At 73.2% G+C, this 24,220-nt stretch carries 16 protein-coding genes; 10 read left to right on the forward strand and 6 right to left on the reverse strand.

What is annotated here, in order from left to right; genetic code table 11:
• Window positions 1–171: 171 nt before the first annotated feature.
• Window positions 172–852 carry a CPBP family intramembrane glutamic endopeptidase gene (locus tag GA0070621_RS08620; protein ID WP_167666719.1) on the forward strand — a complete coding sequence of 227 codons (681 nt, stop codon included), beginning with the start codon at window positions 172–174 and terminating at the stop codon, window positions 850–852.
• Between the two features lie 355 nt (window positions 853–1,207).
• The gene (locus GA0070621_RS08625; RefSeq protein WP_167666720.1) at window positions 1,208–2,758 is read left to right on the forward strand and encodes a vanadium-dependent haloperoxidase; all 1,551 of its coding nucleotides are present in this window, start codon (window positions 1,208–1,210) and stop codon (window positions 2,756–2,758) included.
• Here the strand turns inward: GA0070621_RS08625 and GA0070621_RS08630 are convergent.
• Genes GA0070621_RS08630 through GA0070621_RS08655 form a run of 6 tightly spaced genes read right to left on the reverse strand, consistent with a single transcriptional unit; the run spans window position 2,724 to window position 9,083 of the window.
• Window positions 2,724–3,206 carry an SRPBCC family protein gene (locus GA0070621_RS08630; protein WP_091192993.1) on the reverse strand — a complete coding sequence of 161 codons (483 nt, stop codon included), beginning with the start codon at window positions 3,204–3,206 and terminating at the stop codon, window positions 2,724–2,726. The genes GA0070621_RS08625 and GA0070621_RS08630 overlap by 35 nt on opposite strands.
• A complete protein-coding gene (locus tag GA0070621_RS08635; RefSeq protein WP_091192996.1) occupies window positions 3,203–4,126 on the reverse strand; it encodes a TauD/TfdA family dioxygenase in 924 nt (307 codons plus the stop codon). The genes GA0070621_RS08630 and GA0070621_RS08635 overlap by 4 nt, the downstream gene beginning before the upstream one ends.
• A 5-nt stretch (window positions 4,127–4,131) precedes the next feature.
• The gene (locus tag GA0070621_RS08640; RefSeq protein WP_091192999.1) at window positions 4,132–5,760 is read right to left on the reverse strand and encodes an AMP-binding protein; all 1,629 of its coding nucleotides are present in this window, start codon (window positions 5,758–5,760) and stop codon (window positions 4,132–4,134) included.
• A complete protein-coding gene (locus tag GA0070621_RS08645) occupies window positions 5,750–6,460 on the reverse strand; it encodes a thermostable hemolysin (RefSeq protein ID WP_091193002.1) in 711 nt (236 codons plus the stop codon). The genes GA0070621_RS08640 and GA0070621_RS08645 overlap by 11 nt, the downstream gene beginning before the upstream one ends.
• Window positions 6,457–7,836: an aspartate aminotransferase family protein gene (locus GA0070621_RS08650; protein ID WP_091193004.1), complete on the reverse strand. Its 1,380-nt coding sequence runs from the start codon at window positions 7,834–7,836 to the stop codon at window positions 6,457–6,459. Before GA0070621_RS08650 ends, GA0070621_RS08645 begins: the two co-directional genes overlap by 4 nt.
• On the reverse strand, window positions 7,833–9,083 hold the full coding sequence (locus tag GA0070621_RS08655) for an aminotransferase class III-fold pyridoxal phosphate-dependent enzyme (protein WP_157739901.1): 1,251 nt from the start codon (window positions 9,081–9,083) through the stop codon (window positions 7,833–7,835). The genes GA0070621_RS08650 and GA0070621_RS08655 overlap by 4 nt, the downstream gene beginning before the upstream one ends.
• A gap of 421 nt (window positions 9,084–9,504) precedes the next feature.
• Between GA0070621_RS08655 and GA0070621_RS08660 the strand changes: the two genes are divergently transcribed.
• The 8 genes from GA0070621_RS08660 to GA0070621_RS08695 all read left to right on the forward strand — a co-directional run bounded on the left by GA0070621_RS08660 (window position 9,505) and on the right by GA0070621_RS08695 (window position 24,032).
• Entirely contained in the window at window positions 9,505–10,854 is a 1,350-nt protein-coding gene (locus GA0070621_RS08660; protein ID WP_091193010.1) for an FAD-binding oxidoreductase, read from the forward strand.
• Window positions 10,855–11,467: 613 nt separating this feature from the next.
• Window positions 11,468–13,420: an AfsR/SARP family transcriptional regulator gene (locus tag GA0070621_RS08665; RefSeq protein WP_167666721.1), complete on the forward strand. Its 1,953-nt coding sequence runs from the start codon at window positions 11,468–11,470 to the stop codon at window positions 13,418–13,420.
• A 151-nt stretch (window positions 13,421–13,571) separates the two neighbouring features.
• Entirely contained in the window at window positions 13,572–14,942 is a 1,371-nt protein-coding gene (locus GA0070621_RS08670; RefSeq protein WP_167666722.1) for an NAD(P)-binding protein, read from the forward strand.
• A gap of 84 nt (window positions 14,943–15,026) precedes the next feature.
• Window positions 15,027–16,358 carry an MFS transporter gene (locus GA0070621_RS08675; protein WP_157739902.1) on the forward strand — a complete coding sequence of 444 codons (1,332 nt, stop codon included), beginning with the start codon at window positions 15,027–15,029 and terminating at the stop codon, window positions 16,356–16,358.
• Window positions 16,359–16,899: 541 nt separating this feature from the next.
• Window positions 16,900–18,177, forward strand: a complete 1,278-nt coding sequence (locus GA0070621_RS08680) for an NAD(P)/FAD-dependent oxidoreductase (RefSeq protein ID WP_091193016.1) — start codon at window positions 16,900–16,902, stop codon at window positions 18,175–18,177.
• A 65-nt stretch (window positions 18,178–18,242) separates the two neighbouring features.
• Window positions 18,243–19,502 (forward strand): cation:proton antiporter domain-containing protein, encoded by a 1,260-nt coding sequence (locus GA0070621_RS08685; RefSeq protein WP_091193019.1) that lies wholly within the window; start codon window positions 18,243–18,245, stop codon window positions 19,500–19,502.
• 11 nt (window positions 19,503–19,513) lie between these two features.
• Complete coding sequence (locus GA0070621_RS08690) at window positions 19,514–22,312, forward strand: ATP-binding protein (RefSeq protein ID WP_091193023.1); 2,799 nt, start codon at window positions 19,514–19,516, stop codon at window positions 22,310–22,312.
• A gap of 49 nt (window positions 22,313–22,361) precedes the next feature.
• A complete protein-coding gene (locus GA0070621_RS08695; protein ID WP_167666723.1) occupies window positions 22,362–24,032 on the forward strand; it encodes an NAD(P)/FAD-dependent oxidoreductase in 1,671 nt (556 codons plus the stop codon).
• The last annotated feature ends 188 nt before the right edge of the window (window positions 24,033–24,220 follow it).

Consider the following 24,220-nt stretch of genomic DNA (forward strand, 5'->3'; position numbering starts at 1 on the left):
CCGCCGGCCCCTATCCGGACGGCCGGTCACCGCGACGCCCCTCGGGGTGGTGGGGCCGCGGCGCCCGTCCGCCGTCCCGGCGGGAACGGTCCGGCGAACGGTGGACGAACAGCGGTCGGCGACGGCCCGCGAGCGCTCCCGGCGGTCCCGCGCGGCCGTACCGTGCCCGGCATGAGCGGCACGGTTGCGAGCCCCACGACGGGGCGGAGTGCGACGGAGCGGGGGCGCCGACTGCGGCTCGCCGTCGAGTATCTGGTCCTCTTCTACGGCGCGGTGGCGGCCTTCGCCTGGTGGGACGTTCCGGGCGGCCCGGTGCCGGAACTGGTCCTGCTCGGCGCGCTGGCCTGGTGGTGGCTGCGCCGACAGCCGACGTTCGACCGGGCCGACCTCGGCCGGCCGGCCGCCCTGCGACCGGCGTTGCCGGCCGTGCTCCGGCTCTGGACGGTCGCCTTCGTGCTGGCCGTCGTGGTGGTGGCGGTGCTGACGCCGGAGCGGCTGTTCGACCTGCCCCGGCAGCAGCCGGTGATCTGGGTGGCGGTGGTGGTGCTCTATCCGGTGCTCTCCGTCTATCCGCAGGAGCTGATCTTCCGGGCGTTCCTCTGCCACCGGTACGCCCCGGTCTTCGGCCGGGGCGGCGGCCTGGTGGCGGCCAGCGCCGCGGCGTTCGGCTTCGCCCACATCATCTTCGGCTCCTGGCTGTCGGTGCTGCTGACCCTGGTCGGCGGGGTGTTGTTCGCCCGCCGCTACCTGCGTACCCGGTCGCTGCTGGTGGTGTGGGTCGAGCACGCCGCGTACGGGGTGCTGGCGTTCACGGTCGGGTTGGGCGCGTACTTCTACCACGCGGCGCAGTGACCGTGGGGGCGGCGGTGGTCCGCTCGGATGACGGCGGGACGGTCGTTCGGACAGGGGTTTTAGGGGTGCCGTCCGACCGCAATCTGGGAGAAGACATTGATCGTCCCTGCTGCCCAGGATGGGAATTGCGCCGAGCGGTCATGAGCTGCTCAGCGCCGGTCCGGCTGCTCCGGATCAGCCCGACCGTTCTTGTCGGACGAACCGCCACTAGTGATCGCGCGGCCCGTCGCCGCTTCCACCACGTCGACACCGCGCGTCAGGTGTCGCGCCGGCCCTTTGTGCCGGGCGGTGGCGGCCGGTCCACCACTCCCGCCCGCGTCGGTCGATCTCCGGCGCCCTCCCCAAAGGACAACCCATGCAGGACTACTGGCTGGCCCGGGTGCGCCAGCACGCCACCTCCCGCCGCTCGGTGTTACTCGGCGCGGCCGGCGCCGGCGCCGGCCTGGCCCTCAGCGGGACCAGCGCCGCCTCGGCGGCCGCCCCGACCACCGCAGCCGCCCCTGCGGCTGCGGAGCCGGCGTTCGACTTCGACACCGGCAACGCCGCCGAGGAGGTGCTCGGGCCGTTCGCCGGCCCGGCGGTCTACGCCACCGTCGCGCCCAGCGACGCCACCCTGATCATCCGGTTCGCGAACATGCTCGAACTGTGCTGGTTCGACGCTATCGCCCCCTACCACCCGACGGCCGTGGGCATCTACACCCAGCTGCCCCGCCGGCCCCGCGCCGAGGCGGCGACCAACCGCAACAAGAACATCGCCATCCTGTACGCCTCGTTCCGGGTGTTCAACAGCGTCATGCCGCAGTACGCCCAGACCTGGCGGGAGATGCTCCAGTCGGTCCACCTGGACCCGGCCGACGACAGCACCGATCCGAGCACCCCGGTGGGCATCGGCAACCTGGCCGGCAAGGGACTGGCGGCCGCCCGCGAGCACGACGGCATGAACCAGCTCGGCGACCACGGCGGTCGGGTCTACAACCGGCAGCCGTACGCCGACTACACCGGCTACCGGCCCCGCAACACCGCGTACGAGCTGACCGACGCGTCGCACTGGCAGCCGGCCATCGTCACCAAGGGCAACGGCATCTTCCAGGTGCAGCAGTTCGTCACCCCGCAGCTGCAGCACGTCACCCCGTACAGCTACACCGACCCGAGAGAGTTCCTGGTGCCGGCGCCGACCGCCAGCAACCACCGCAACAAGGCGGCTTACAAGGCGCAGGTGGACGCCATGCTGGCCACCTCCGCCGGGCTCACCGACGAGCAGAAGACGAAGGCCGAGTTCTTCGACGACAAGTTCGCCAGCCTCGGACTCGCCGTCGGGGCGGCGATCCAGAACCGCGAGCTGGGCCTGGACGAATGGGTGCACCTGCACGCGGTAGCGGAGACCGCGACCTTCGACGCCGCCATCGCCGCCTGGTACAACAAGAACGTCTACGACTCGGTGCGCCCGTTCACCGCCATCCGCCACGTCTACCAGGGCCAGAAGGTGACCGCCTGGGGCGGCCCGGGGAAGGGCACCGTCCGCGACCTGCCCGCCGAGCAGTGGCGTGCCTACCTCCTCGTGGCCGACCACTCGGAGTACCCGTCCGGCTCGACTGCGCTCTGCGCCGCCGAGGTGCAGGCGGCCCGCCGCTACCTCGGCACCGACCAGGTGCGGTTCCGGTTCGAGCGGAAGGCCGGCTCCTCGCTGATTGAACCCGGCATCACCCCGCGCGAGGACCTCGTACTGAGCTGGGACACCTGGACCGACTGGATGCACGACTGCGGGATGAGTCGCTACTGGGGCGGGGTCCACTTCCCGGCCGCTATCCAGGCGTCGTGGGAGATGGGCCGGAAGATCGGCGACCGCGCGTTCGAGTTCGTGCAGCGGCAGATCAACGGTGAGGCGGTGCTACGCACTCGACGCTGACCTTCAGCGCCGCGAGCGTACGCCGCATCCCGTCGCGGTTGTGCCGGGACCGGTCGCGGACCCCCGACGTCAGGGCACCGATCCTGCGTCGGGCCGGTCCGCGCCGGTCCCACCACGACTGGACGACCTCCGTCCCGCCGTCGGCGGCGGGCGTCAGCTCGAACCGCCAGGTCGAGACCAGCGTCCCGGCCAGCCGGACGTCGAAGGCGAAACAGCGCCCCGGGTCGGCCGCCGTGACCGTGCACCGGGTGGTCCAGGAACGCCACCGGCCCTGCCGGTTGTGGCCGCGGAAGGTGCTGCCCACGGTGAGCGGGGAGCCCGGGGCGTCGAGCGTCGCGCCGACGCACTCCGGGCTCCACTCACCCATCCGACCGACGTCGCTGACCGCCGCGTACACCGCGGCGGCCGGCACCCGTACGACGATCCGCTCCTGGACGACCTCCGTCATACCGCCGCGCGCAGCTCGTCGGAGAGGTAGCTCTGGGCGTTGTAGATGGTGCGGGCCGGGTCCAGGATCGCCCGCCGCCCGTGCATCACCCGGGTGTTGTCGATGAGCGCCACGTCCCCATCCTGCCATTCGATGTTCTCGGTCAGGGCCGCCGTACGCTCCTCCACCTCCCGCGTCAGTTCGGCGGAGAACTCGGTGCCGTCGGCGAAGGTGATCCGGGGCTTCTCGTAGTTGTAGGACGGCCCGAGGATGCTGTTGGCGAACGCCAGGCGGGACCCGAAGAGGGTGGGGTGGGCGGCCGGCACCTGGAACTCGTAGCGGATCGCGCCCCCGTCCAGCGGCTCGATGACGGTCCGGCCCGGCCCGGTGGCCAGCGCCCGCATGTCGTCGACGGTGATCTCCTCGGCCGGCTTCCCGCCGTCGAGCTGGTGCTGGACGAACGCCTTCCAGCGGTCCTCCTCGACCCGCCGGCTGTACGCGATGTCCTGCGCGGCGAACTGGTCGCGGGTCTCCTCGCCGAAGGCGTCCCAGACCCGGTAGCCGTCGCAGACCGTGGTCTCCGACCCCTCGGCCGCCGCCTTCTCACAGAAGAACCAGGTCAGATCGGGGGCGAACGGGCTGTTGCCGTTCTCGATGTGCAGGCCGACCGCGTCCGTTCCGGCGTCCACCTTCTGCGCCACGTCCCCGCCGTGGAATTCGCGGGCCGGGTCGAGGGTGATCCGGCCGGAGATCGCGTGCACGAGGGCGGAGAAGAGCTCCAGGTCGGCGCGGAAGCCGCGGAACAGGATGAAGCCCGACTCGCGCAGCAGTCGGATGGTGACCAGCGGGTCGAGGTCGGTGAGGTCGGCGATGGCCGGCCCGGTGCAGAGCAGTCCGTTGCCGGTGCCGTACCGGCTCATGGCGAACGTGGTCGTCAGCATTCCCGTCATCTCCCGTGGATGGTGTCGATGGGGGTGGGCGTCGACGCCGGCCGGTCGGTCGGCGGGTCCAGCGGTCGGCAGGGCAGCCGTCCGTCGGCGATGGCGGCCCGGATCTCGTCCCGCCGGGGACGGCCGGTCACGGTGAAGTACCGGCCGTACAGCTCGTCGCTGGCGGGCAGCACACAGGCGGCGGAGACCCGCTCCACCACGGAGAGTCGATCGGCGCCGAGGGCGGCGATCCCGCGCCGGGCGCTCGCGTCGTCGGTCGCGCCGGAGACGAGGAAGAGCCCGTGCAGCGTCTGCAGCCCGTCGCCGACGACCGCGCTGGCCTGTACGAACGGCAGCGTCGCGTACTGTGCCTCCACCCACTCCGGGGCGATGTTGCGCCCGGCGGAGGTGACGATCACGTTCTTCTTCCGCCCGACGATGCGGATGTGGCCGGACTCCTCGATCTCGGCCAGGTCACCGGTGTGCAGCCAGCCGTCGTCGTCGACCAGGCAGGCCGAGGGGTCGGTGCCGGTGTAGCCGGCGAACAGCGACGAACTGCGCACCAGCAGCTCGCCGTCGTCGGCCAGGCGTACCTCGACGTGGTCCAGCGGCTGCCCGACGGTGCCGATCCGCCGGTTGCCGGGGGCGTTCCAGGAGACGGTCGAGCTGTTCTCGCTGAGCCCGTAGCCCTCGTACACGACCAGGCCGTGCCGGTCCAGCCGGTGCAGGGTGCCGGCGTCGACCGGGGCACCGCCGCAGCAGATCAGCGGGGCCTCGTCCCGGCCGAACAGCTCGGGCACCACCGGCCGCCCCAGCGCCGCCGCCCGGTCCGCCCGGTCGGCCAGCTCCTCGGCCAGCGCGGGAGTGGCCACCAGCGCGGTCGGCCGGGCCGCCGGGGTGTGGCGCAGCACCCCGCTCGCGGCGAACGAGGACGTGCCGATGAGCGGCTCGTCCGGCGGCAGCAGCACCACCGTCCCGCCGTGGCAGATCACCAGGTAGATCGCGGCCACCTGCTCGATCAGCAGGCTGAACGGGGCGAGCGAGAGGTAGCGGGCGTACGCGCCGGCCGGCATCACCCGGTCCAGCGACCGGAGCAACGCGTCCAGGCCGGCCCCGCGGATGCGGACGCCCTTGGGCCGGGAGGTGGTGCCGGAGGTGTGCACCACCTTGCAGATCGCCTGCTCGTCCCGCCACGGGCTCGGCCGGGGCTGCTCCGGCGGGACCGCCCGGGCGGCGGCCACCAGGTCGGGCAGCTCCACCGGCACCACCCGGCAGCCCGGCGGCAGCACCCGCTCGGTGCCCCACTCCGCCAGGCGTCGCCGGCCGGCCTCGTCCACCAGGCAGACGCTGGCCTCGCGGAGCAGGCTGTTCGCCTGGTCGGCCGAGAACGCCAGCGGCACCGGCACCTCCACCGCGCCGGAGAGCAGCAACGCGAGATCGGCGACCACGAACTCCGGGGTGTTGCCGGTGAGCACCCCGACCACCGGCCGGGTGTCGGCCAGGCGGAGCCGGTCGGCCAGCGTCCAGGCCGCGCCGACCCCGTCCCGGTAGGACAGGACCTCGCCGACCCCGCCGTCGTCGTCCAGCAGTTCCACCAGCGCGCGCCCGTCCGTGGCCAGGCGGGCGAGCCGTTCCTCAATGAGCATCGGTCACCGTCTCCCCGGGCAGGTCCCGTCGTAGCGCCACGTCGAGGTTGTCGAAGCGGTACCGGCCGGTGCAGGCGCGGACCAGATCGCCGATCCGGTCCAGCGGCACCAGGCCGGTGGTCGGCGCCTGGTCGTAGTACGTCCCCCAGCGCAGCCGCTCGCCGGCGCTCATCCAGGTCGGCCGGGCCCGCCCCAGGGACACGAACGGCACCCCGAACTGCGGCAGCGCCGCGGCCAGCGGAGCGGTCGCCGTGCACAACGCGAAGCGCATGCCCTGACACCAGGCGATCAGCGGCAGCAGCCGGATCAACTCGGCGCCGCTGCCGCCGACGGCCACGAAGGAGCCGACCTCCACCACGTCGTCCCGGGACACCGGCGCCCCGGCGACCCGCCGGAGCACCTCCTCCAGCGGCTGGTCCAGGTAGCGCTCCGAGAAGAAGCCCTGGTGCGAGTGGAAGGTCATCCCGCCGCAGGCAACGATCTCCTCGGGTCGGCCGGAACGCTGCCGGGTCGCGACCACGAAGCGGTCCGGCGCCGGGTCGATCAGGGCGTTGTAGATCTCGGCGTACCCGGTCCGGACGAACGCGGCGGCCGCGTCCCACTCGGGTGACGGTGGTGTCGCGACGCGGACCCGCAGGGCCTCCGCGCCGATGGTCGCCGCCGGCCCACCCAGGGCGGTGGCGGATCGCGTGATCGTCATGCCGCCTGCCAGTCCATCCGGATCGGGGAACGGTTCAGCCGCAGCATCAGCCGCGGGGGGATCCGGTACTGCCGGCGCAGCAGCGCGGTGGCGGCCCGGGTGAGCGCGCGGGGTTGCCGGTCGAGCCAGGTCAGCGTCTCCTCCAACGCGGCGAGCGCCTGGTCGATCTCCTCGGCCGTGCAGGTCAACGGCGGGTACGTGCGCAGCACCGGCTCGTTGATCTGCTCGTTGAGCGAGTGCCCGGTGTGCACGCCCCGCTGTCCCATGCCGATCGAGACCATCAGCTCCACCGCCGGGTTGGCCGTCCGCAGGCCGGCCATCAGCCCGATCCCGGGCGCGGCCAGCAGGTGCTTGGGGTGCCGGCGTACGGCGGCGGCCAGGCCCTCGGTGAGGCGCGGGCCCAGCTCGGCGGCCCGGGCCGGCAGGTCCCGGTCGCGGACCTCGGCGATCGTCGCCGCCGCGGCGGCGACCGCGACGCCGGTGACCGAGGAGCCGGAGGCCAGCAGGGACGGGTGCCACCGTGGATGCCGGCCGGCGGCCGCCACCACCGTGGAGTTCAGCGCGCAGACACCGACCGGCACGAAACCTCCGGTGAGCGCCTTGGACAGCAGCATGACGTCCGGCCGGACCCCGTCGTGTTCGACCGCGAACATCCGCCCGGTGCGACCGAACCCGGTCTGGATCTCGTCGGCCACGAACAGGGTGTCGCTGGCCGCGCAGGCGTCGGCGACCTCGCGGACGTAACCGGGCGGTGGGACGGTGAGGTGTGCGCCACCGAGCACCGGTTCCAGGAAGACCGCCGCCACCGAGCCGTCGGCCACCGCCGCGCGTACGGCCGCGGCGTCACCGTACGGGACCACGACGAGGTGCCCGCCGAGCGGCTCGAAGGGGGCACGGTGGTTGCGCTGGCCGAGCAGGGACAGCGCGGCCAGCGTCTTGCCGTGGTAGCTGCCGTCCGCGACCACGATCCGCTGCCGGTCGGGCCGGGCCAGCCGGACCGCGCGCAGCGCCGTCTCGCAGATCTCCGCTCCCGAACTGCCCAGCACGAAGCGGTCGAGCCCGGCCGGCAGGATGTCCAGCAGCGCGCGGAACAGCGCGGCGGTGGCCGGGTGCACCGCGCCGGGCGGGACCGCCGGAGCCTCGCGGAGAGCCTCGGTCACCGCCTCGGCCACCCGTGGGTTGCCGTGGCCGACCAGGAACACGCCGTAGCTGGCGGCGAGGTCGAGCGCGGCGGTGCCGTCCTCGGCGTACACCTGGGTGCCGCTGGCGTGGCTCTCCACCGTCCGCCCGGCGGCGGCCAGCATGGTCGCGGCCGTGGGGTTCCAGTGCCGGCCCAGCGCGGAGAAGATCCGCTGCCGGTCGTCCAGCGAGGTCATCGGCGTACCTCCCGCTGGCCGTCGGGCCAGGTCGTCGCGAGCCGGTCGCCGGCGGCGGCGACCCGGTCGATGAGTTCGGCCGCGTCGTCCGGCGCGGCGGTGAGCGGGGGCAGCACGGCGACCACGTCCCCGTCCGGCGGACGCACCAGCACCCGTTCGCGGGCCAGCTCGGTGACCAGCTCCCGCGCGGCGGCCGGCGAGGCCGCGCGCAGCCAGATCAGGGCGCCGTCGGCGCCGACGTCGGTCACCGCGCCGGTGCCGACCAGCTCCGCCAGCCGGGACCGGGCGAGGCCGGCGACGTCCCGCTGCCGCTCGGCGAGCCGATCGTCGGCGGCCACCCGGAGGACGGCCGCCACGGCGGCCGAGGAGAGCGGGTTGGCGCCGAAGGTCGACCCGTGCAGGCTCGGGTTGCGGCGGGCGTAGACCCGGTCGTAGGTGGCGCGGCTGGTCACCAGGCAGCCGACCGGCACCGCGTCGGCGCCGAGCGTCTCGCCGAGCACCAGCGCGTCCGGCAGCACCGGCAGTTGGCTGACGGCCAGGTCGGTGCCGAGCCGGGCCGGCCCGGTGAGCCGCTCGTCGAGCACCAGCAGCGTGCCGCTGCGGTCGCAGGCCGCCCGTAGCCGCCGCCACCACTCGGGCGACAGGTCGGCCAGCCGGTGGCCGGGCGCCGCCGGGGCCACCACCACGGCGGCGACGTCGTCGCGGATCCGTTCGACCAGCTCGTCGGGGCGATCGCGCGGCACGGCGACCGGGCGTAGCGGCTGGTCGGGCAGGAGCGGGAAGCCGTGGGTCAGCGACAGCCCGTGGACGAGGGTGCCGTGCTCCGCGCCGGCGAAGCCGGCCACCAGACGCCGTGCCCGGTGGGTGCCCTTGGCGAGCTTGAGCGCCGAGTCCAGCGCCTCGGCGCCGCTGTTGCACAGGTACGACACCGTCAGCGGGTCCGGGCAGAGTTGGTGCAGCGCGGTGACCGCCTCGGCCAGTGGCCGGCTGACCAGGATTCGGCTGGACAGCGCGACGCGTCCGGCCTGCTCGACGAGGCGCCCGGTCACCACCGGGTGGCCGGGCCCGAAGCCGGCCGAGGCCGCGTCCAGCCACGTGGAGCCGTCCGCGGCCTCGATCCGGGCGCCCACCTGCCGCCGGACGACCGGGGCGTCCGGCCCGGGTGCGCCGAGCAGATGCCGGTGGACGACGGCGGCGTCGCCGAGGTCCGGCGTGTCGCGGGTTTCCAGGTGCGAATTGGTCGTCATGGTTTCACCAATCACGGGCCGCCGACTCGCGCGAAAAGGACACGGGTGGCGCGGGCATAGGCGCCGCGGAATGGACGCGGTGCGGCACCGGCGGCCCGGTCGACCCGCTTCAGCATGTCCTTCGGTCCGCGAAAAGTCTTCGCGCATATTGCTGTCTTCGGGCGTGTGTCACCTCGGTCCCGGCGATCGGCCACGATCGTCGATCGTCGACGATCGTGCAGGTCAGCGGGCTGTCGGCGATGATCGAGGCGGCGGCTCGACGCGCGGAGGCGTGGCTGAGTCGACTACCGGACATCTGTCGGATGGTTCCCTGTTCATCGATGTACGCCACCCTGTTCTCCTTTCGAAAAAGCCGGCATGGCCTCATCACGACGAGGTAACACGGGCCCCGGTCAGCCGTGTGGCCATTATGGTTGCTGCCATGAATGGGATTACGGGAGCGATCCATCGCCCGGGCGACGCCGGCTACGACAGCCACCGCTCGGGATACAACCGGGTCATCGAGCACCGGCCGGCCCTGGTCGTCGAGGCGGTGGACGCCGACGACGTGGCCGCCGCGGTGCGCCTCGCCGCCGCCGAGGAACGACCGGTGGCGGTGCAGGCCACCGGGCACGGACCAGCCGTGCCGGCCGACGACGCGGTGCTCATCCACACCGGACGGATGACCGGCGTACGGACCGACCTGGCGAACCGCACCGCGCGGATCGCGGCCGGCGCGCGCTGGCGCGACGTGCTGGCCGTGGCGGCGCCGCACGGTCTCGCGCCGCTCAACGGCTCCAGCCCGGTGGTCGGCGCGGTCGGCTACACCATCGGTGGCGGGATCGGCATGCTGGGCCGGCGGTACGGCTTCGCGGCGGACCACGTACGGGCCGTCGAACTGGTGACCGCCGACGGCCAGGTGCGCCGGCTCACGACGGACCGGGAGCCGGAGCTGTTCTGGGCGGTGCGCGGCGGCAAGGGGAACTTCGGGGTGGTCACCGCGCTGGAGGTCGACCTCTTCCCGGTGGCCCAGCTCTACGGCGGCGGCCTCTACTACGGCGCCGAGGCGGTCCCCGACGCGCTGGCCGCGTACGCCGGGTGGACGGAAACCGTGCCGGACGAGATGACCTCCTCGGTGCTGCTGGTCCAGGTGCCGGACATCGAGGCGGCTCCCGCGCCGCTGCGCGGGCGGTTCGTCATGCACCTGCGGATCGCCTACTGTGGCGCGCCGGAGGAGGGGGAGCGGCTGGTCGAGCCGCTGCGCAAGGCCGCGTCCCCGCTGATGGACACCCTCGGTGTGCTGCCGTACGAGCGGGTCGGCTCGATCCATCACGAGCCCACCGATCCGGCGGCGAGCTACGGCCGGAACATCGCCCTGCGCGAGCTGGTGCCGGCGGTCGAGGCGTTGCTGGCCGCGGCCGGTCCCGACGCCCACGCGCCGTACGCGGTCGAACTGCGTCACCTCGGTGGGGCGTACGCCCGCCCGCCGGTGGTGCCCAACGCCGTCGGTGGCCGGGACGCCGGCTACAGCGTCTCCTCGATGTCCCTGGTCAACGGCACCGACCTGGAGACCCTGCGCACGGCCCACGAGGGGCTGCACGAGCGCCTGCGGCCGTGGCGTACCGGCGGTGGCCTGCTCAACTTCCTCGGCGTGCACGACGCCACCGAGGCCACCGTGCGGGCCGCCTTCGACCCGGCCGTCCACGAGCAGTTGGCCGCGGTCAAGGCCGTGTACGACCCGGGGAACCTCTTCCGGATCAACCACAACATCCCGCCGCGCGGCGCGGTGTGATGGCCGCTCCGAATTGACGCCGAAACTGTTCACCCCGCATTTCTTGTAGCTTTCGGTGAGGTGTCCGGTAAACGCCGGGCCAAAAAATGTTTCGGGCAGATGGCACATCCGGTCGTATGCCACATACTCCACATGTGGCGTTTGTCGGAAGCGCGACACCTATATATCATCACCGATGGCTACCCTCTGCGAGAATGTCCTCGCGCAGAGCAATTTGGGAGTCGTTCGGGAAGCATGCTGCCTGGCAAAGTCTTTTCCGATCCTGGTGATGCCACCGGCATCGGGGGCTGGCGTCCCGCCGTCGCCACCGCCGCCTTCGTCCCGGTCGACGTCGCCTCAAAAGGAACCGCAGGAACTCAATCACCTACGACCAGAATCGACAAACAGGATTCGGCTGTCCACTTCCGGGCGAGACCGTTCCGGCTCACGGGCAGCCTATTCGAACAGCCCATCGAAATGACGCTCGTGGATCAGCCTGGTCGCCTGGCGGGTCGACTGGTCGGAGCGCGACGAGCGCGGTGGGCGGCAACGATGGTGGTGGTCTGCCGCCGGGCCCACGGGTCGGGTCGCCAATCGGCCCGGGGCTCCGCGCGGACGCTGGGGGAGGCGTTCGGTGCGACAACTTCAGGAATCACTGTGCCTGGCCGTGCTCGGCCCCATGCGGGCCTGGCGGCACGGCGACGAGATCACGCTGGGCCCGCCCAAACAACGGGCGGTGCTCGGCCTGCTGGCCAGCCGGGTCAACGACGTGGTCGGCTTCGAGGAGATCATCGACGCGGTCTGGGGCAACGAGGTCCCGCCAACCGCGGCGAACGGGGTGCACACCTACATCGCCGGCCTGCGCCGGGTCATCGAACCGGGTCGCAGCCGGCGGGACCTGGGCGAGGTCCTGGTCTCCACCGGTGGCGGGTACGCCCTGTTCATGGACCCGGACGCGCTGGACACGACGCTCTTCGCGGCCGAGGGGCGACGCGCCCGACGGTTGCGCGAGGCGGGCGACGGCGCGGGCGCGGCGGAGATCTACCACGCCGCGCTGCGCCTCTGGCGCGGCGAGGCGTACTTCGGCGTCCCCGGACCGTTCGCCGCGGTGGAGCGCACCCGCCTGCACGAGCTGCGGCTCAGCGTGGTGGAGGAGTTGGCCGAACTCCTGCTCGAACTGCACCGGCCGGCGGACGCGGTGACCGTGCTGTCCGAGGCCGTGGCCAAGGAACCGCTGCGCGAGAAGCTGCGCGGACTGTTGATGCTCTCCCTCTATCGCGGCGGCCGGCAGGCCGACGCGCTGAGCCTGTACCGGGAGACCCGGCAGCTGCTCCTGGAGGAGCTGGGCATCGAGCCCGTACCGGAACTCCGCGACCTGCACAACCAGATCCTGGTCGGGCATCCCGACCTGGACGACCCGGTGCCGGCCGAGCCGACGACCGAGGGCCCGGCCGGGGTCGAACCGCGCCAGGGCGATCTGCGCCGGCCGGCGCAGCTGCCGTGCCGCCCGAGGGGCTTCGCCGGCCGGGCCGCCGAGCTGGGCCGGCTGCGCGAGCTGGTGGAGCGGGATCAGCGGTGCCCCGGCACGACCACCGTCGCGGTGCTCGAGGGCGGCGCGGGCACCGGCAAGACGGCGCTCACCGTCGAGCTGGCCCACGAGATCGCCGCCGGTTTCCCGGACGGGCAGCTCTTCGTCGACCTGCGCGGCTCCGCCCGGGACGGCGGGTCGTTGTCCGCCCTGGACGCCCTCGGCTTCGCGCTGGCCAGCCTGGGCGTCGAGCGGGGACGGGTGCCGGGAGACCTCTCCGCCGCCAGCGCGCTCTACCGCAGTCTGCTGCACGGCCGGCGGATGCTCGTGGTGCTCGACGACGCGGCGGACGCCGAGCAGGTCCGCCAACTCATCCCCGGTGGCCCGGCCTGCGTCCTGGTCACCAGCCGGCGCCGGCAGCGCGGGCTGGCCGCGCGGGACGGGGCGTACCGGCTGGCCCTGGGGCCGGTCTCCACGACGGAGGCCACCGACCTGTTGGCCAACCTGGCCGGTGCCGGTCGGCTGGTGGGCCGCGAGCAGGAGGTCGCCGAGCTCGCGGAACTCTGCGGGCATCTGCCCCTGGCGTTGCGGATCGCGGCCGGGGCGTTGGCGGCCGAGCCCGGCCTCACCCCGGCCGAACTGGTCCGCCGCTACCGCCTTCCACATACCCGGCTCGACCAGCTCGCCGTACGCGGTGACGCGAGCACCGACGTGCGGGCGGCGCTGGCCGCGACCTACGACGCCCTGCCCCCCGAGACGGCCCGGGCGTTCCGGATGCTGGGCTGCTGCCCGAGCACGGCGATCACCACCCAGATGGCGGCGGCCCTCGCCGGGCTGACCCACCCCGAGGCCCACCACCAGCTTCAGGTCCTCGTCGACCACCATCTCCTCGACGAGGTGAGCGGCTGCCTGCACCGGTTCCCGCCGCTGGTGCGGATCTACGCCAGCGAGTGCAGCGAGTTGGAGACCCGGGCCAGCCGGATGGCGGCCCTGGGCCGGATGCTCGGCCTGCGGCGCCGTGAGGAGAGCGTCCCGCAGTTCGAGGAGACGGCCGCCTGACCGTGACCCCGAGGTGATTCGCCGGAGTCGTGCAGACATCGACCAGAGAACCTCCAGACCCGTGGCGGCAGACTCGTGGCAGCGGCGGCAGCCCCACCGGCGGCGCCACCCAATGGTCCCGCTCCCCGACTGCTAGCCATGAGGAGAGTCCGTGAGCACGATCGGTAGCCACGCCATCGTCGTAGGTGGCTCAATCGGCGGGTTGGTCGCGGCCACCGCCCTCTCCCGCCGGTTCGACCGGGTCACCGTCATCGACCGGGACAGCCTGCCGACCGAGCAGGCGCGCGACCGCCGGGGCGTACCGCACGGGATGCACGCGCACGCGCTGCTGATCAGCGGCCGGCTCGCACTGGAGGAGCTGTACCCGGGCCTGACCGAGGAACTGATCGCGGGTGGCGCGGTGCCCTTCGACCCCGGTGCCGACCTGCTGTTCCACCAGATGGGCGCGATGCGGGTCCGGTTCCGGAGCGGCATGCTCGGGATCAGCCAGACCCGCGCGTTCCTGGAACTGACCGTACGCCGGCGGGTCCTCCGGCTGCCCAACGTGACCGTCCAGGACCGGCTCGCCGTCTCCGGCCTGATCGGAGTCAGCGGCCGGGTCAACGGGGTGGAACTGGACGACGGCCGTACCCTCGACGCGGACCTCGTGGTGGACGCGACCGGCCGCAGCGGCGGGCGCTCGGACCGCTGGCTGGAGAAGCTCGACTGCCCGGCCCCGGAGAACGCCGTCGTCCGGATCGACGTCGGCTACACCAGCCGGTTGTACACCCGCCAGCCCGGCGACCTGCCCGACGGTGCGCTGCTCGCGCTGATGGCGGCGGTGCCGCCGCACCACAAGAGGGCCGCCGCCGCCTTCGCGGTCGAGGGCAACCGGTGGGTGGTGACCATCGGCGGCTGGCACAAGGATCACGCGCCCGCCGACCCGGCCGGTTTCCTCGCCTTCGCCGAAGGGCTGCCGTCACCGCACATCGCCCACCTGATCAAGAAGGCGGAGCCGCTCAGCGACATCGAGACGCGCCAGTTCCCGGCGGCCCGCCGCCGCTACTTCGAGCGCCTCCGCCGACTGCCCGCCGGGTACGTCGCCCTCGGCGACACCATCTGCAGCTTCAACCCCCTCTACGGGCAGGGCATGACCGCCGCCACGCTGGAGGCGCTCGCCCTCGGCCGGAGCCTCGACAGGTTCGGCAACACCTCGGCCGAGATGGCCCGCCACTACTACCGTGCCGCCGCGAAGGTACTGGAGACACCCTGGCGGATGGCCACCGGCGGCGACTTCGCGTACCCGGAGACCAGCGGCCCCAGGCCGTTGGGCACCAACCTGGTCAACCGGTACGCCCGCGAGGCCATGCTCGCCTGCCACGTCTCGCCCGAGGTGCACCGCGTCCTGCTCGACCTGCAGCATCTGCTCGTCCCGCCGTCGGCGCTGCTGCGGCCGAGCACGGTGGTGCGGTCACTGGTGGCCGCCCGCCGCTCGCCGGCCCGGGCGGCGGTGGCCGCGCAGATCGAAGCGCCCACACCCTGAGCCCTCCCGAACGGGGCGGGCGGCCTGGCGCCGGCCCGACCACCGGTCGCCGGCCAGACCGTCCACCGTCGAGTGAGGAGCCCCGTGCCACCGTCGACTCCGCCCCGGCCGCGACGCTGGTGGGCACTGGCCGCGGTGGTGGCCTGCCTGCTGTTGATCGGTCTCGACACCACGACCGTCTTCCTGGCACTGCCGGAGCTGATGACCGCGCTTCCCGCGTCGGCCGGTCAGCTCCAGGGCGTCTTCGTCGCGTACCTGCTCGCCTTCGGCCTGCTGATGATGCCGCTCGGGGCCCTCGCCGACCGCCTGGGCCGGCGGCGCGTCCTGCTGGCGGGGTTGCTGCTCTTCGGGCTCGGCGCGGCCGGCGCGGCGCTGGCGACGAACGTCTCCGCGTTGCTGCTCGCCCGCGCCGGCATGGGGCTCGGCGCCGCGGTGATCATGCCGACCGCGATGGCCATGCTGCCGGTGCTCTTCCCGCCGGCGGAACGGGCCCGCGCGTTCGCGGCCGCCTCCGCCGCGGTCAGCCTCGGGCTCTGCCTCGGTCCGCTGGTCGCCGGCGCGCTGCTGCAACGGTACTGGTGGGGCTCGGTCTTCCTGGTGGACGTGCCGATCGTGCTGGTGGCCGCGGCGCTCGTGCTGGCGCTGTTCCCCGAGTCGCGGGCGCCTCGTCCGACTGCCCGCGCCGGCCGTCGACCGAGCCGCCCCGTGGTGGTGCTGGCGCTGGTCTACGTGCTGATGACCGGGTTCCTGTTCGTGCTGACCCCGTACCTCGACGGCGTCGGCTCCGCCCGCGGGCTGGCGGCCGGCGTACGGCTGCTGCCGCTGGTCGGGGCGCTGCTGGTCGGCGCGGCGCTCGGCGAGCGGCTCGGCACGCGGGTCGGACCCCGGATACCCGCGGTGGGCGGCGCCCTCCTGCTCGCGGTCGGCCTGGCCGTCTTCGCCACCGTCGGCACCGCCACCGCCGCCGCCCGGGTCACCACCGGTCTGGTCGTGGTCGGGGCCGGCCTCGGCGCGATGCTCACCACGGCGCTCCGGGCCGCCACCGCGGACGCGCCCGACGACCTGCTCGGCGTGGTCCGGTGGACCACCGCCGTCCGCCAGGTCGCCGGGGCGGTCGGCGTGGTCCTGGCCGGTACGACGCTGAGCCTGGTGTACCGGGACCACCCGTCGGCGATCGGCGCGCATCTGGGCGTCGCCCTGAACGACGCGGACGCGGCCGGCCCCGCCGGCGCCGGACTGCGTTCGGCCGCCCGGCTGGCCTATCTGGACGGTCTGCACGCGGCCGTGCTGGTGGGCGCGGGGCTGGCGCTGCTCGCGGCCGGGCTCGCCGCCACCGGCCGGTTCGGGCCACCCGCCGACCGTCCGGCCCGGGCACCACGGCGGCCCGCGTCGGCCGTCGCGGACCGATCCGCCTGACGCTGCCCTGGTGCCGTCTGGAAGGCGGTAGCCGCCGGAGGTCTGGCCGGCCGGGCCGCCGGACCGGGCGGGCCACAGCCGGCCCTTCCGGGCCGGTGATCGCGTATCGGTGCGGTGCCGTTTCGGGCCGGGCCGACCCTATCGCCGGTCCCGTCCACGGGATCTGGTTCGGGTGGACGGACACCCGGGTCCCGCCGGCTGGGATTCGCCGGGCCGATCGGCGAGCGGCGTCCCCAACCCGGGCAAGGGTGCAACGGCACCGGGTCGATGCGCGCTGACCTGCACCGACGCCGGTGGTCGCCACGGTTCGGGCGGGGTGTCGGCGACGCCCCGACCGATGCCGACCAGCCGCCGAGCGGGTGGCGGCGTCCATCGAGAGACGCCGTTAAGACCGCATCCAGAGGGTCTGCAGAGCCGTTTCCGCAGACTGGCGTGGCGCACCCCGGGGACCCGCTCGTGCGACCGCGGGGGCCGGTCGTCAGGCATCGGTCCTCCCGGGGCGCCCGCCCCCTTCCGTGGCCCGATTAAGGGAGAGTTGCGAATGTCGTCCAATCTCTACGGAATCCCAGGCGACTTCGACGTCGTCGTCATCGGTGGCGGCCCCGCCGGCGCCACCCTCTCGGCGCTGCTGAGCGAGCGCGGCCGGCGAGTCCTCGTCCTGGACCGCGAGCGCTTCCCGCGCTACCACATCGGGGAGTCGCTCATCCCCGGCTTCATGCGCCCCATGGAGGAGCTGAAGCTCCTCGACCGGCTGGAGCAGCGCGGCTTCGAGAAGAAGCACGGCGGCACGCTCGTCTGGGGCGCGCAGAAGATCCCGTGGGGCTTCTCGTTCATCGAGGGCGGCCCGTACAGCTACTCGTACCACGTCCGGCGGGCCGACCTGGACTCGCTGATCCTGGACCGGTCGCGGGAACTGGGCACGCACGTGATCGAGGAGGCCACGGTCAAGGAGGCCATCGAGGAGGACGGCCGGATCGTCGGCGTGCGCTACACGATCCGCGGCTCCGAGGAGGTCCAGGAGGCCCGGGCGGCGCTGGTGGTGGACGCCTCCGGCCAGGCCCGCGTACTCGGTCGCAAGCTGACCAACGTGAACTGGCACGAGGACATGCGCAACGTCGCGGTCTGGACGTACTTCGACAACGCGGCCCGGCTCCCCGGTGACGAGTACACCAACATCCTCATCGAGGGTCTGGAGGGTGGCTGGTTCTGGGGCATCCCGATCGACAAGGGCACGATGAGCGTCGGCTACGTCACCGCGTCCGCCGCCGCAGCCGCCGCCGACGACTCCCTGGAGGACCTGTTCCGGACCCAGCTCGCCCGCTCCAGCCAGCTCAAGGAGCTGCTGCGGGACGCGCGTCAGTCCAGCGGGTTCCGGTCCGCCCGGGACTGGTCGTACACCTGCGACCGGTTCTACGGCCCGGGTTGGGCGCTGGTCGGCGACGCCGCCGCCTTCGTCGACCCGCTCTTCTCCACCGGGGTGGCGCTGGCCACCCTGGCCGGCAGCGCCCTGTCGAAGATCGTCGACAAGGTGCTGGAGCACCCGGAGATCGAGGAGGCCGCGCTGGAGCGGTACGCGACCGCGTACCGGGCGTTCTTCGACGAGATCCGCACGTTCGTCGGGAAGTTCTACGACCGGACGAAGTACAAGGAGTTCTACTGGGAGCAGGCCCAGACGATCGTCGACCCGAACCGCGAGCGCGACCCGCGGGAGGACTTCGTCACCCTGGTCTCCGGTCTCAGCGGCCGCCACCCGCTGTTCAACATCAGCGTCGACGACCTCATCGCCGAGCGCGCGGCGACCGCCCCGGTCGGAGCCTGACCTGTCACGCGGCAGCCGCCCCGGCGGCTGCCGCGTGGCCCCGTACCGGAACTGAATGGGGCCTCATGACCAGCCACACGATCCAGATGTTGTTCGTCGACCTGGCGTTGATCCTGCTGCTCGCCCGTGGGTTCGGCGTGCTCGCCGTCCGGCTGGGGCAGCCGCCGGTGGTCGGTGAGATCTTCGCCGGGATCTTGCTCGGGCCCACGCTGTTCGCGGGCTGGATCGCCGAGACGCTCTTCCCGCTGCCGGTCCGGCCGCTGTTGTCCGGCATGGCCGACGTCGGGGTGGCCCTGTTCATGTTCGTGGTCGGCCTCGAACTGGAACGCGGCATGCTGCGCGGGATGGGTCGTAGCACCGCCGTGGTGGCGGCCGGCTCCACGCTGCTGCCCTTCGGTCTCGGCCTCGGGCTCGGCTGGTACCTGCTGCGTGGCCACGGCTCCGGGGACGTGGCCGCCTTCGTGATCTTCATCGGCCTGTCGGTCTCGGTGACCGCGTTCCCGGTGCTGGCGCGCATCATCGCCGACCGGGGGCTGGCCCGGACCACCGTCGGCACCTTCGCGCTGGCCACCGCCGCCGTGGTGGACGTGGTGGCCTGGGTCGCCCTGGCCGCCGTACAGGCGTCCATCGGCGGTGAGGACGGGCACTGGCGGGTACTGCTGCTCGTGCCGTACGTCGCGGTGATGTTCCTGGTCGTCCGCCCGCTGTTGGGCCGGCTGCTGGCCGGCGGCGATCCGGCGAGTCCGCTCAGCGTCCCCCGGCTCGCCGCCGTGCTCAGCGGCGCCCTGCTGTCGGCGGCGGCCACCGAGGCGATGGGGATGCACTTCATCTTCGGCGCGTTCCTGTTCGGCCTGGTGATCCCGACCGGTGGCGCGGTGGAGCGCGGCGAGACCATCCAGCGGCAGACCGGCCAGCTCACCGCCCTGCTGCTCCCGGTCTACTTCGTGGTGGCCGGGCTCAAGGTGGACCTCCGTGGACTGGGACTGGACGGGCTGCTGGACTTCGGCGTGATCCTGCTGGTGGCGGTCGCCGGCAAGCTCGGCGGCAGCTATCTGGCGGCGCGGCTGCAGGGGGTGCCGGCCCGCGCGTCGCTGGCCCTGGGAACGTTGCTGAACACCCGGGGCCTCACCGAGCTGATCATCCTGGGCGTCGGCCTGCGGATCGGGCTGCTCGACGGCTCCCTCTATTCGCTGATGGTCGTCATGGCGCTGGTCACCACGGCGATGACCGGCCCGATGCTCGCCTGGATCTACCGCCGGCCGGTGGAGATCGCCATCCCGGGGAGGGCGTCGGACCTGGTGCCGGCGGCCCGGTCGTCGGCATAGGAGGAGAAGTGATGGACCTTGTCGAACGTGGACCGGAGCTGGCCGCGCTGACGGACGTGCTGGCCGCCTCGTCGGCGGGTAGGGGTGGGGCCGTCCTGGTCAGCGGCGGCATCGGCTGCGGCAAGTCGGAACTGCTCGACGCCGTACGGAGCCGGGCCGAGCAGGACGGCTTCGTGGTGCTCGCCGCGGTGGGCTGCTGGGCCGAGCGGGAGTCGCCGGGCGGCGTCCTCGGGCAGCTGCTCCGCTACGCCGAGGCGCCATGGGCGTCGCCCGGCCGGATCGCCGAGCTGCTGGACGGGCTCGGTGCCGGCGGACCCGTACCGGAGGCGGAGCCGCAGACCCTCGACGCGGCCACCAGCGCGGCGCTGCACCACCTCTGCACCGAGGTGCTCCAGGCGGCCGAACGGGTCCCGGTGCTCATCTGCGTCGACGACGTGCAGTTCACCGACGCGGTGTCCCAACACTGGCTGATCCAGCTTCTCGGCCGGCTGCGCAGCGCCCGGGTGGCGCTCGTCGTGGCCGAGTGCGTGCTGTCCCGGCCGACCAGCCCGCGGCTGCGCGCGGAGCTGCTGCGGCTGCCGAACTACCGCCGGCTCCCGTTGCACCGGCTGTCCCCGGCCGGCGTGGGCGCGGTGCTGCACCGGCATCTGGACCCGGACACGGCCGTCGCACTGGCCGCCGAGGTCCACCAGGTCAGCGCCGGCAATCCGCTGCTGGTCCGGGCGCTCGTCGAGGACCAGCGCGCCGCCGACCGGCCGCCGGCCGTCGGCTCCCGGCTGCGGGTGGGCGAGGCGTACGGCGATGCGGTGCTCAGCTGCGTGCTCCGCGGCCGCCCGGTGTTGATGCGGCTGGCCCAGGCGCTCGCAGTGCTCGACGAGGGCACCGACACCGCGCCGCTGGCGGTCCGGCTGCTCGACGACGAGGAGCCCGCCACGGTCCGGGGCGGCCTGGACGCGCTGGACGCCGCGGGCCTGCTCGACCGGGGAGCGTTGCGGCATCCGACCGCGGCGTCCGCGCTGCGCGCCACCGTGCCGGCGCACGACCGGACCAGGCTGCACCGGCGCGCGGCCGAGCTGCTCTACGCCGACGGCGCGCCGCCGACCCGGGTAGCCCGCCACCTGGTCGCCTCCGAGCGGGGGCTGCCCGCCTGGGCGTTGCCGGTGCTGCGGTCCGCCGCCGAGCGGCACCTGGTGGAGAACCGGGCCGCGGACGCGTACGCCTGTGTCGAGGTGGCGCTGCGGATCTGCGACGACGACAGTCTGCGCGTACCGCTCAAGGCCCTGCTGACCAGCGCGGCCTGGCTGCTGAACCCGTCGATGAGCGCCCGGCACCTCGGGGAGCTGGCCGACGCGCTGCGGGAGGGGCGGCTCGGCGACCGGCACGCGTTGATGCTGGCCAAGTACCTGCTCTGGCACGGCCGCTTCGACGAGGCGGCGGAGGCGATCGAGCGGATCGTCGCCCGGGGCGAGGAGAGCGACCCGGCCGGCTCGGCCGAGCTGCGCGCGACCCGCGAGATCCTCGCCGCGTCGTACCCGGCCCTGGTGTCCGGCCGGCTCCGCCCGCAGGAGCGGTCGACCGCCCGGCCCACCCGCGACCCTCGGGTACGCAGCGCCGCGGCGCTGTCGTCCCTGCTTACCGGGGGCGACGAGGACGAGGCGGTGGCCGATGCCGAGGCGTGCATGCGGGCCATGCGGCTGACCAAGAAGACGCAGGAAGCGTTGATGTGCGCGGTGGCCACCCTCCAGTTCGCCGACCGGCTGCCCGCCGCGGCGAGCTGGTGCGACCACTGGCTGGCCGAGGCGCGGGCCTGGCAGGTGCCGCTCTGGGAGGCCGAGTTCGCCTCCATGCGGGCCAGCATCGCGCTGCGCCAGGGCAACCCGCTGCTGGCCCGGCAGCTCGCCGAGGCGGCGCTGAAGCAGGTGCCCCTGGAGAGCTGGGGGGTGTGCATCGGCGGGCCGTTGGCCAACCTGGTGCAGGCCGCCACCGACACCGGTGACCACGAGGCGGCGTCGACGTACCTGGAGATGCCGGTGCCGGAGGGCATGTTCAAGAGCCGGTTCGGCCTGTACTACCTGCACGCCCGGGGCCGGTTCCAGATGGAGAACGGCCGCCCGCACGCCGCGCTCAACGATCTCGTCACCTGCGGGCAGCTGATGACCGCCTGGGGCTTCGACCGGCCGGCGCTGGTGCCGTGGCGGGCCGAGGCGGCCCAGGCGTACCTGCTCGCCGGCGACGTGGCGCGGGCCCGGACCCTCGCCCGCGAGCAGTTGGCCCTGGTCGGCGCGCGGCCGTCGCGGACCCGGGGGATGTCGCTGCGGGTGCTGGCCGCGGTCAGCCCGCCCGGGGAGCGGGCCGATCTGCTCACCGAGGCCGTCGAGGTGCTGCGCGGCTGCGGTGACCAGGCGCAGCTCGCCCAGGCGCTCGGCGACCTCGGTTGCCTGCACTACCAGGCCGGCCGTCCGGCCCGGGCCCGGCCGCTGGTCGAGACCGCGGCCCGGCTGGCCCGGGCGTGCGGGGCCCGGCCGATCCTGCGCCGGCTGCCGCTGGAGGCGGGACCGCCCCGCCCCGAACCCGCCGACCCGGCCGAGCAGGTCAGCCGGGTCGCCGCGCTGTCGCTGCTGTCCGGGGCGGAACGTCGGGTCGCGGCGCTCGCCGCGCGCGGCCACACCAACCGGGAGATCTCCCGCCGGCTGTGCATCACGGTCAGCACGGTGGAGCAGCACCTGACCCGCACGTTCCGCAAGCTCGGCGTCAAGACCCGGGCGGACCTGCCCGAAGAGATCGTGCTGGACATGGCGGTGGCGGGTTGACGCCCGCCGGTCGCCGGGCCCCCGCACACCGTTTCCCGACGAGAAGGAGGTGAGAAGATTGCCGCTCGACAGCTCCGGCGCGGGGCGCGACGACCGGTACGACGTGGCGATCCTCGGCAGTGGTATCGCTGGCGGCATGCTCGGTGCGGTGCTGGCCCGCAACGGCGTCAAGGTGCTGCTGCTGGACGCCGGCACCCATCCACGGTTCGCGATCGGGGAGTCCACCATCCCGTTCACGTCCGGGATGACCCGGATCATCGCCGACCGGTACGGCGTACCGGAGATCAAGCCGCTGTCCAGCTTCCGTGGCGTGCAGAAGCACGTGTCGCGCAACTGTGGCCGCAAGCAGAACTTCGGCTTCGTCTACCACCGCGAGGGCTCCCCGCAGGACCCGAAGCAGGTCAACCAGTTGGTCGTCCCGTCCATGCTGCGTACCGAGTCGCACCTGTTCCGGCAGGACGTGGACATGTACCTGTTCCAGGTCGCGGTCAAGTACGGCGCGCACACCCGGCTGAACACCCGGATCGTGGACGTCGAGATCGACCCGGACGAGGGCGCGGTGCTGCGTTCGGACCGGGGCGAGGAGTTCCGGGCGAGTTACGTGGTCGACGCCGGCGGGTTCCGCTCGCCGCTGGCCGACAAGTTCGAACTGCGCGAGGTGCCCACCCGGGCCCGGACCCACTCGCGCAGCGTCTTCACCCACCTCATCGGCGTGCGTCCGTACGACCGGTCGCCGGCCGCCGCGCGCGGCCACGACCAGCCGAACCCGTGGCACCACGGCACCCTGCACCACGTCTTCGACGGCGGGTGGATGTGGGTGATCCCGTTCGACAACCACCCCGACTCGCTCAACCCGCTGGTGAGCGTCGGCCTGACCCTCGACCCCCGGGTGCATCCCAAGACCGACCTGCCCCCGGCCGAGGAGTTCCGGCAGTTCCTGAACCGCTTCCCGGACATCGCCTGGCAGTTCGAGGACGCCAAGCCGGTGCGTCCGTGGGTCTCCACGGGACGGCTCCAGTACTCGGCCAAGCAGATCGTGGGGGAGCGGTTCTGCCTGACCTCGCACGCGGCCGGTTTCATCGACCCGCTCTACTCGCGCGGCATGACGAACACCCTCGAACTGATCAACATCATGGCCTGGCGGCTGATCGCCGCCGCCCGGGACGGCAACTGGGCCATCGAGCGGTTCGAGTACCTGGAGACGCTCCAGCAGGGGCTGTTCGACTTCCACGACGACATCGTCTACAGCTCGTTCGTCGCGTTCCGCGACTACGATTTGTGGAATGCGGTGAACCGCACCTGGCAGCTCGGCACCATGCTTGGGAATGTTGTCATCGAGGATGCCTACTTCCGCTATTCCCGTAGCGGCGACGACAAGGTCTTCCTCGCCCTGGAGGACAGCCGGCACCCGGGCTCGCCGTTCCCGGTCAGCGAGAAGTTCAGCGAGTTGGGCGCCACCACCCGGCAGACCTGCCAGGCGGTGGAGGCCGGCACCCTCTCCGCCAAGGACGGGGCCGCACGGATCTTCGCCAAGATCGCCTCGGCCGACTATCTGCCCCCGTCGTTCGGCTTCGGCAACCCGGAGAACCGCTGCTTCAGCGCCTCCCCGTCGAAGATGGCGCGTAACGCGGTGTGGAGCCGGAGCAAGGCTCCGAAGGAGATCGGCGGCATGATGACCCGGGCCACGGCCGGCCTGGTCAGGATGCGGCTGCGCCCCTGACCGCACCCCCGCCCGGCGCGGCGGCGGCCCCGGTGTTTCCGCCGGGACCGCCGCCGACGTGTGTACGGGCTCCGTCCACATTGGTCTTTATCGTTGTCTGCGGCTGGTCGCGATAGGGGTTGGCCTCGGGTACGGACGGGTCGAATCGGGGTTACCGCCCATTCGCCGCCCGCGTAGATTCTGGTGAC

Source organism: Micromonospora narathiwatensis (assembly GCF_900089605.1).
In the GTDB taxonomy this organism is placed as follows: Bacteria; Actinomycetota; Actinomycetes; order Mycobacteriales; family Micromonosporaceae; genus Micromonospora; species Micromonospora narathiwatensis.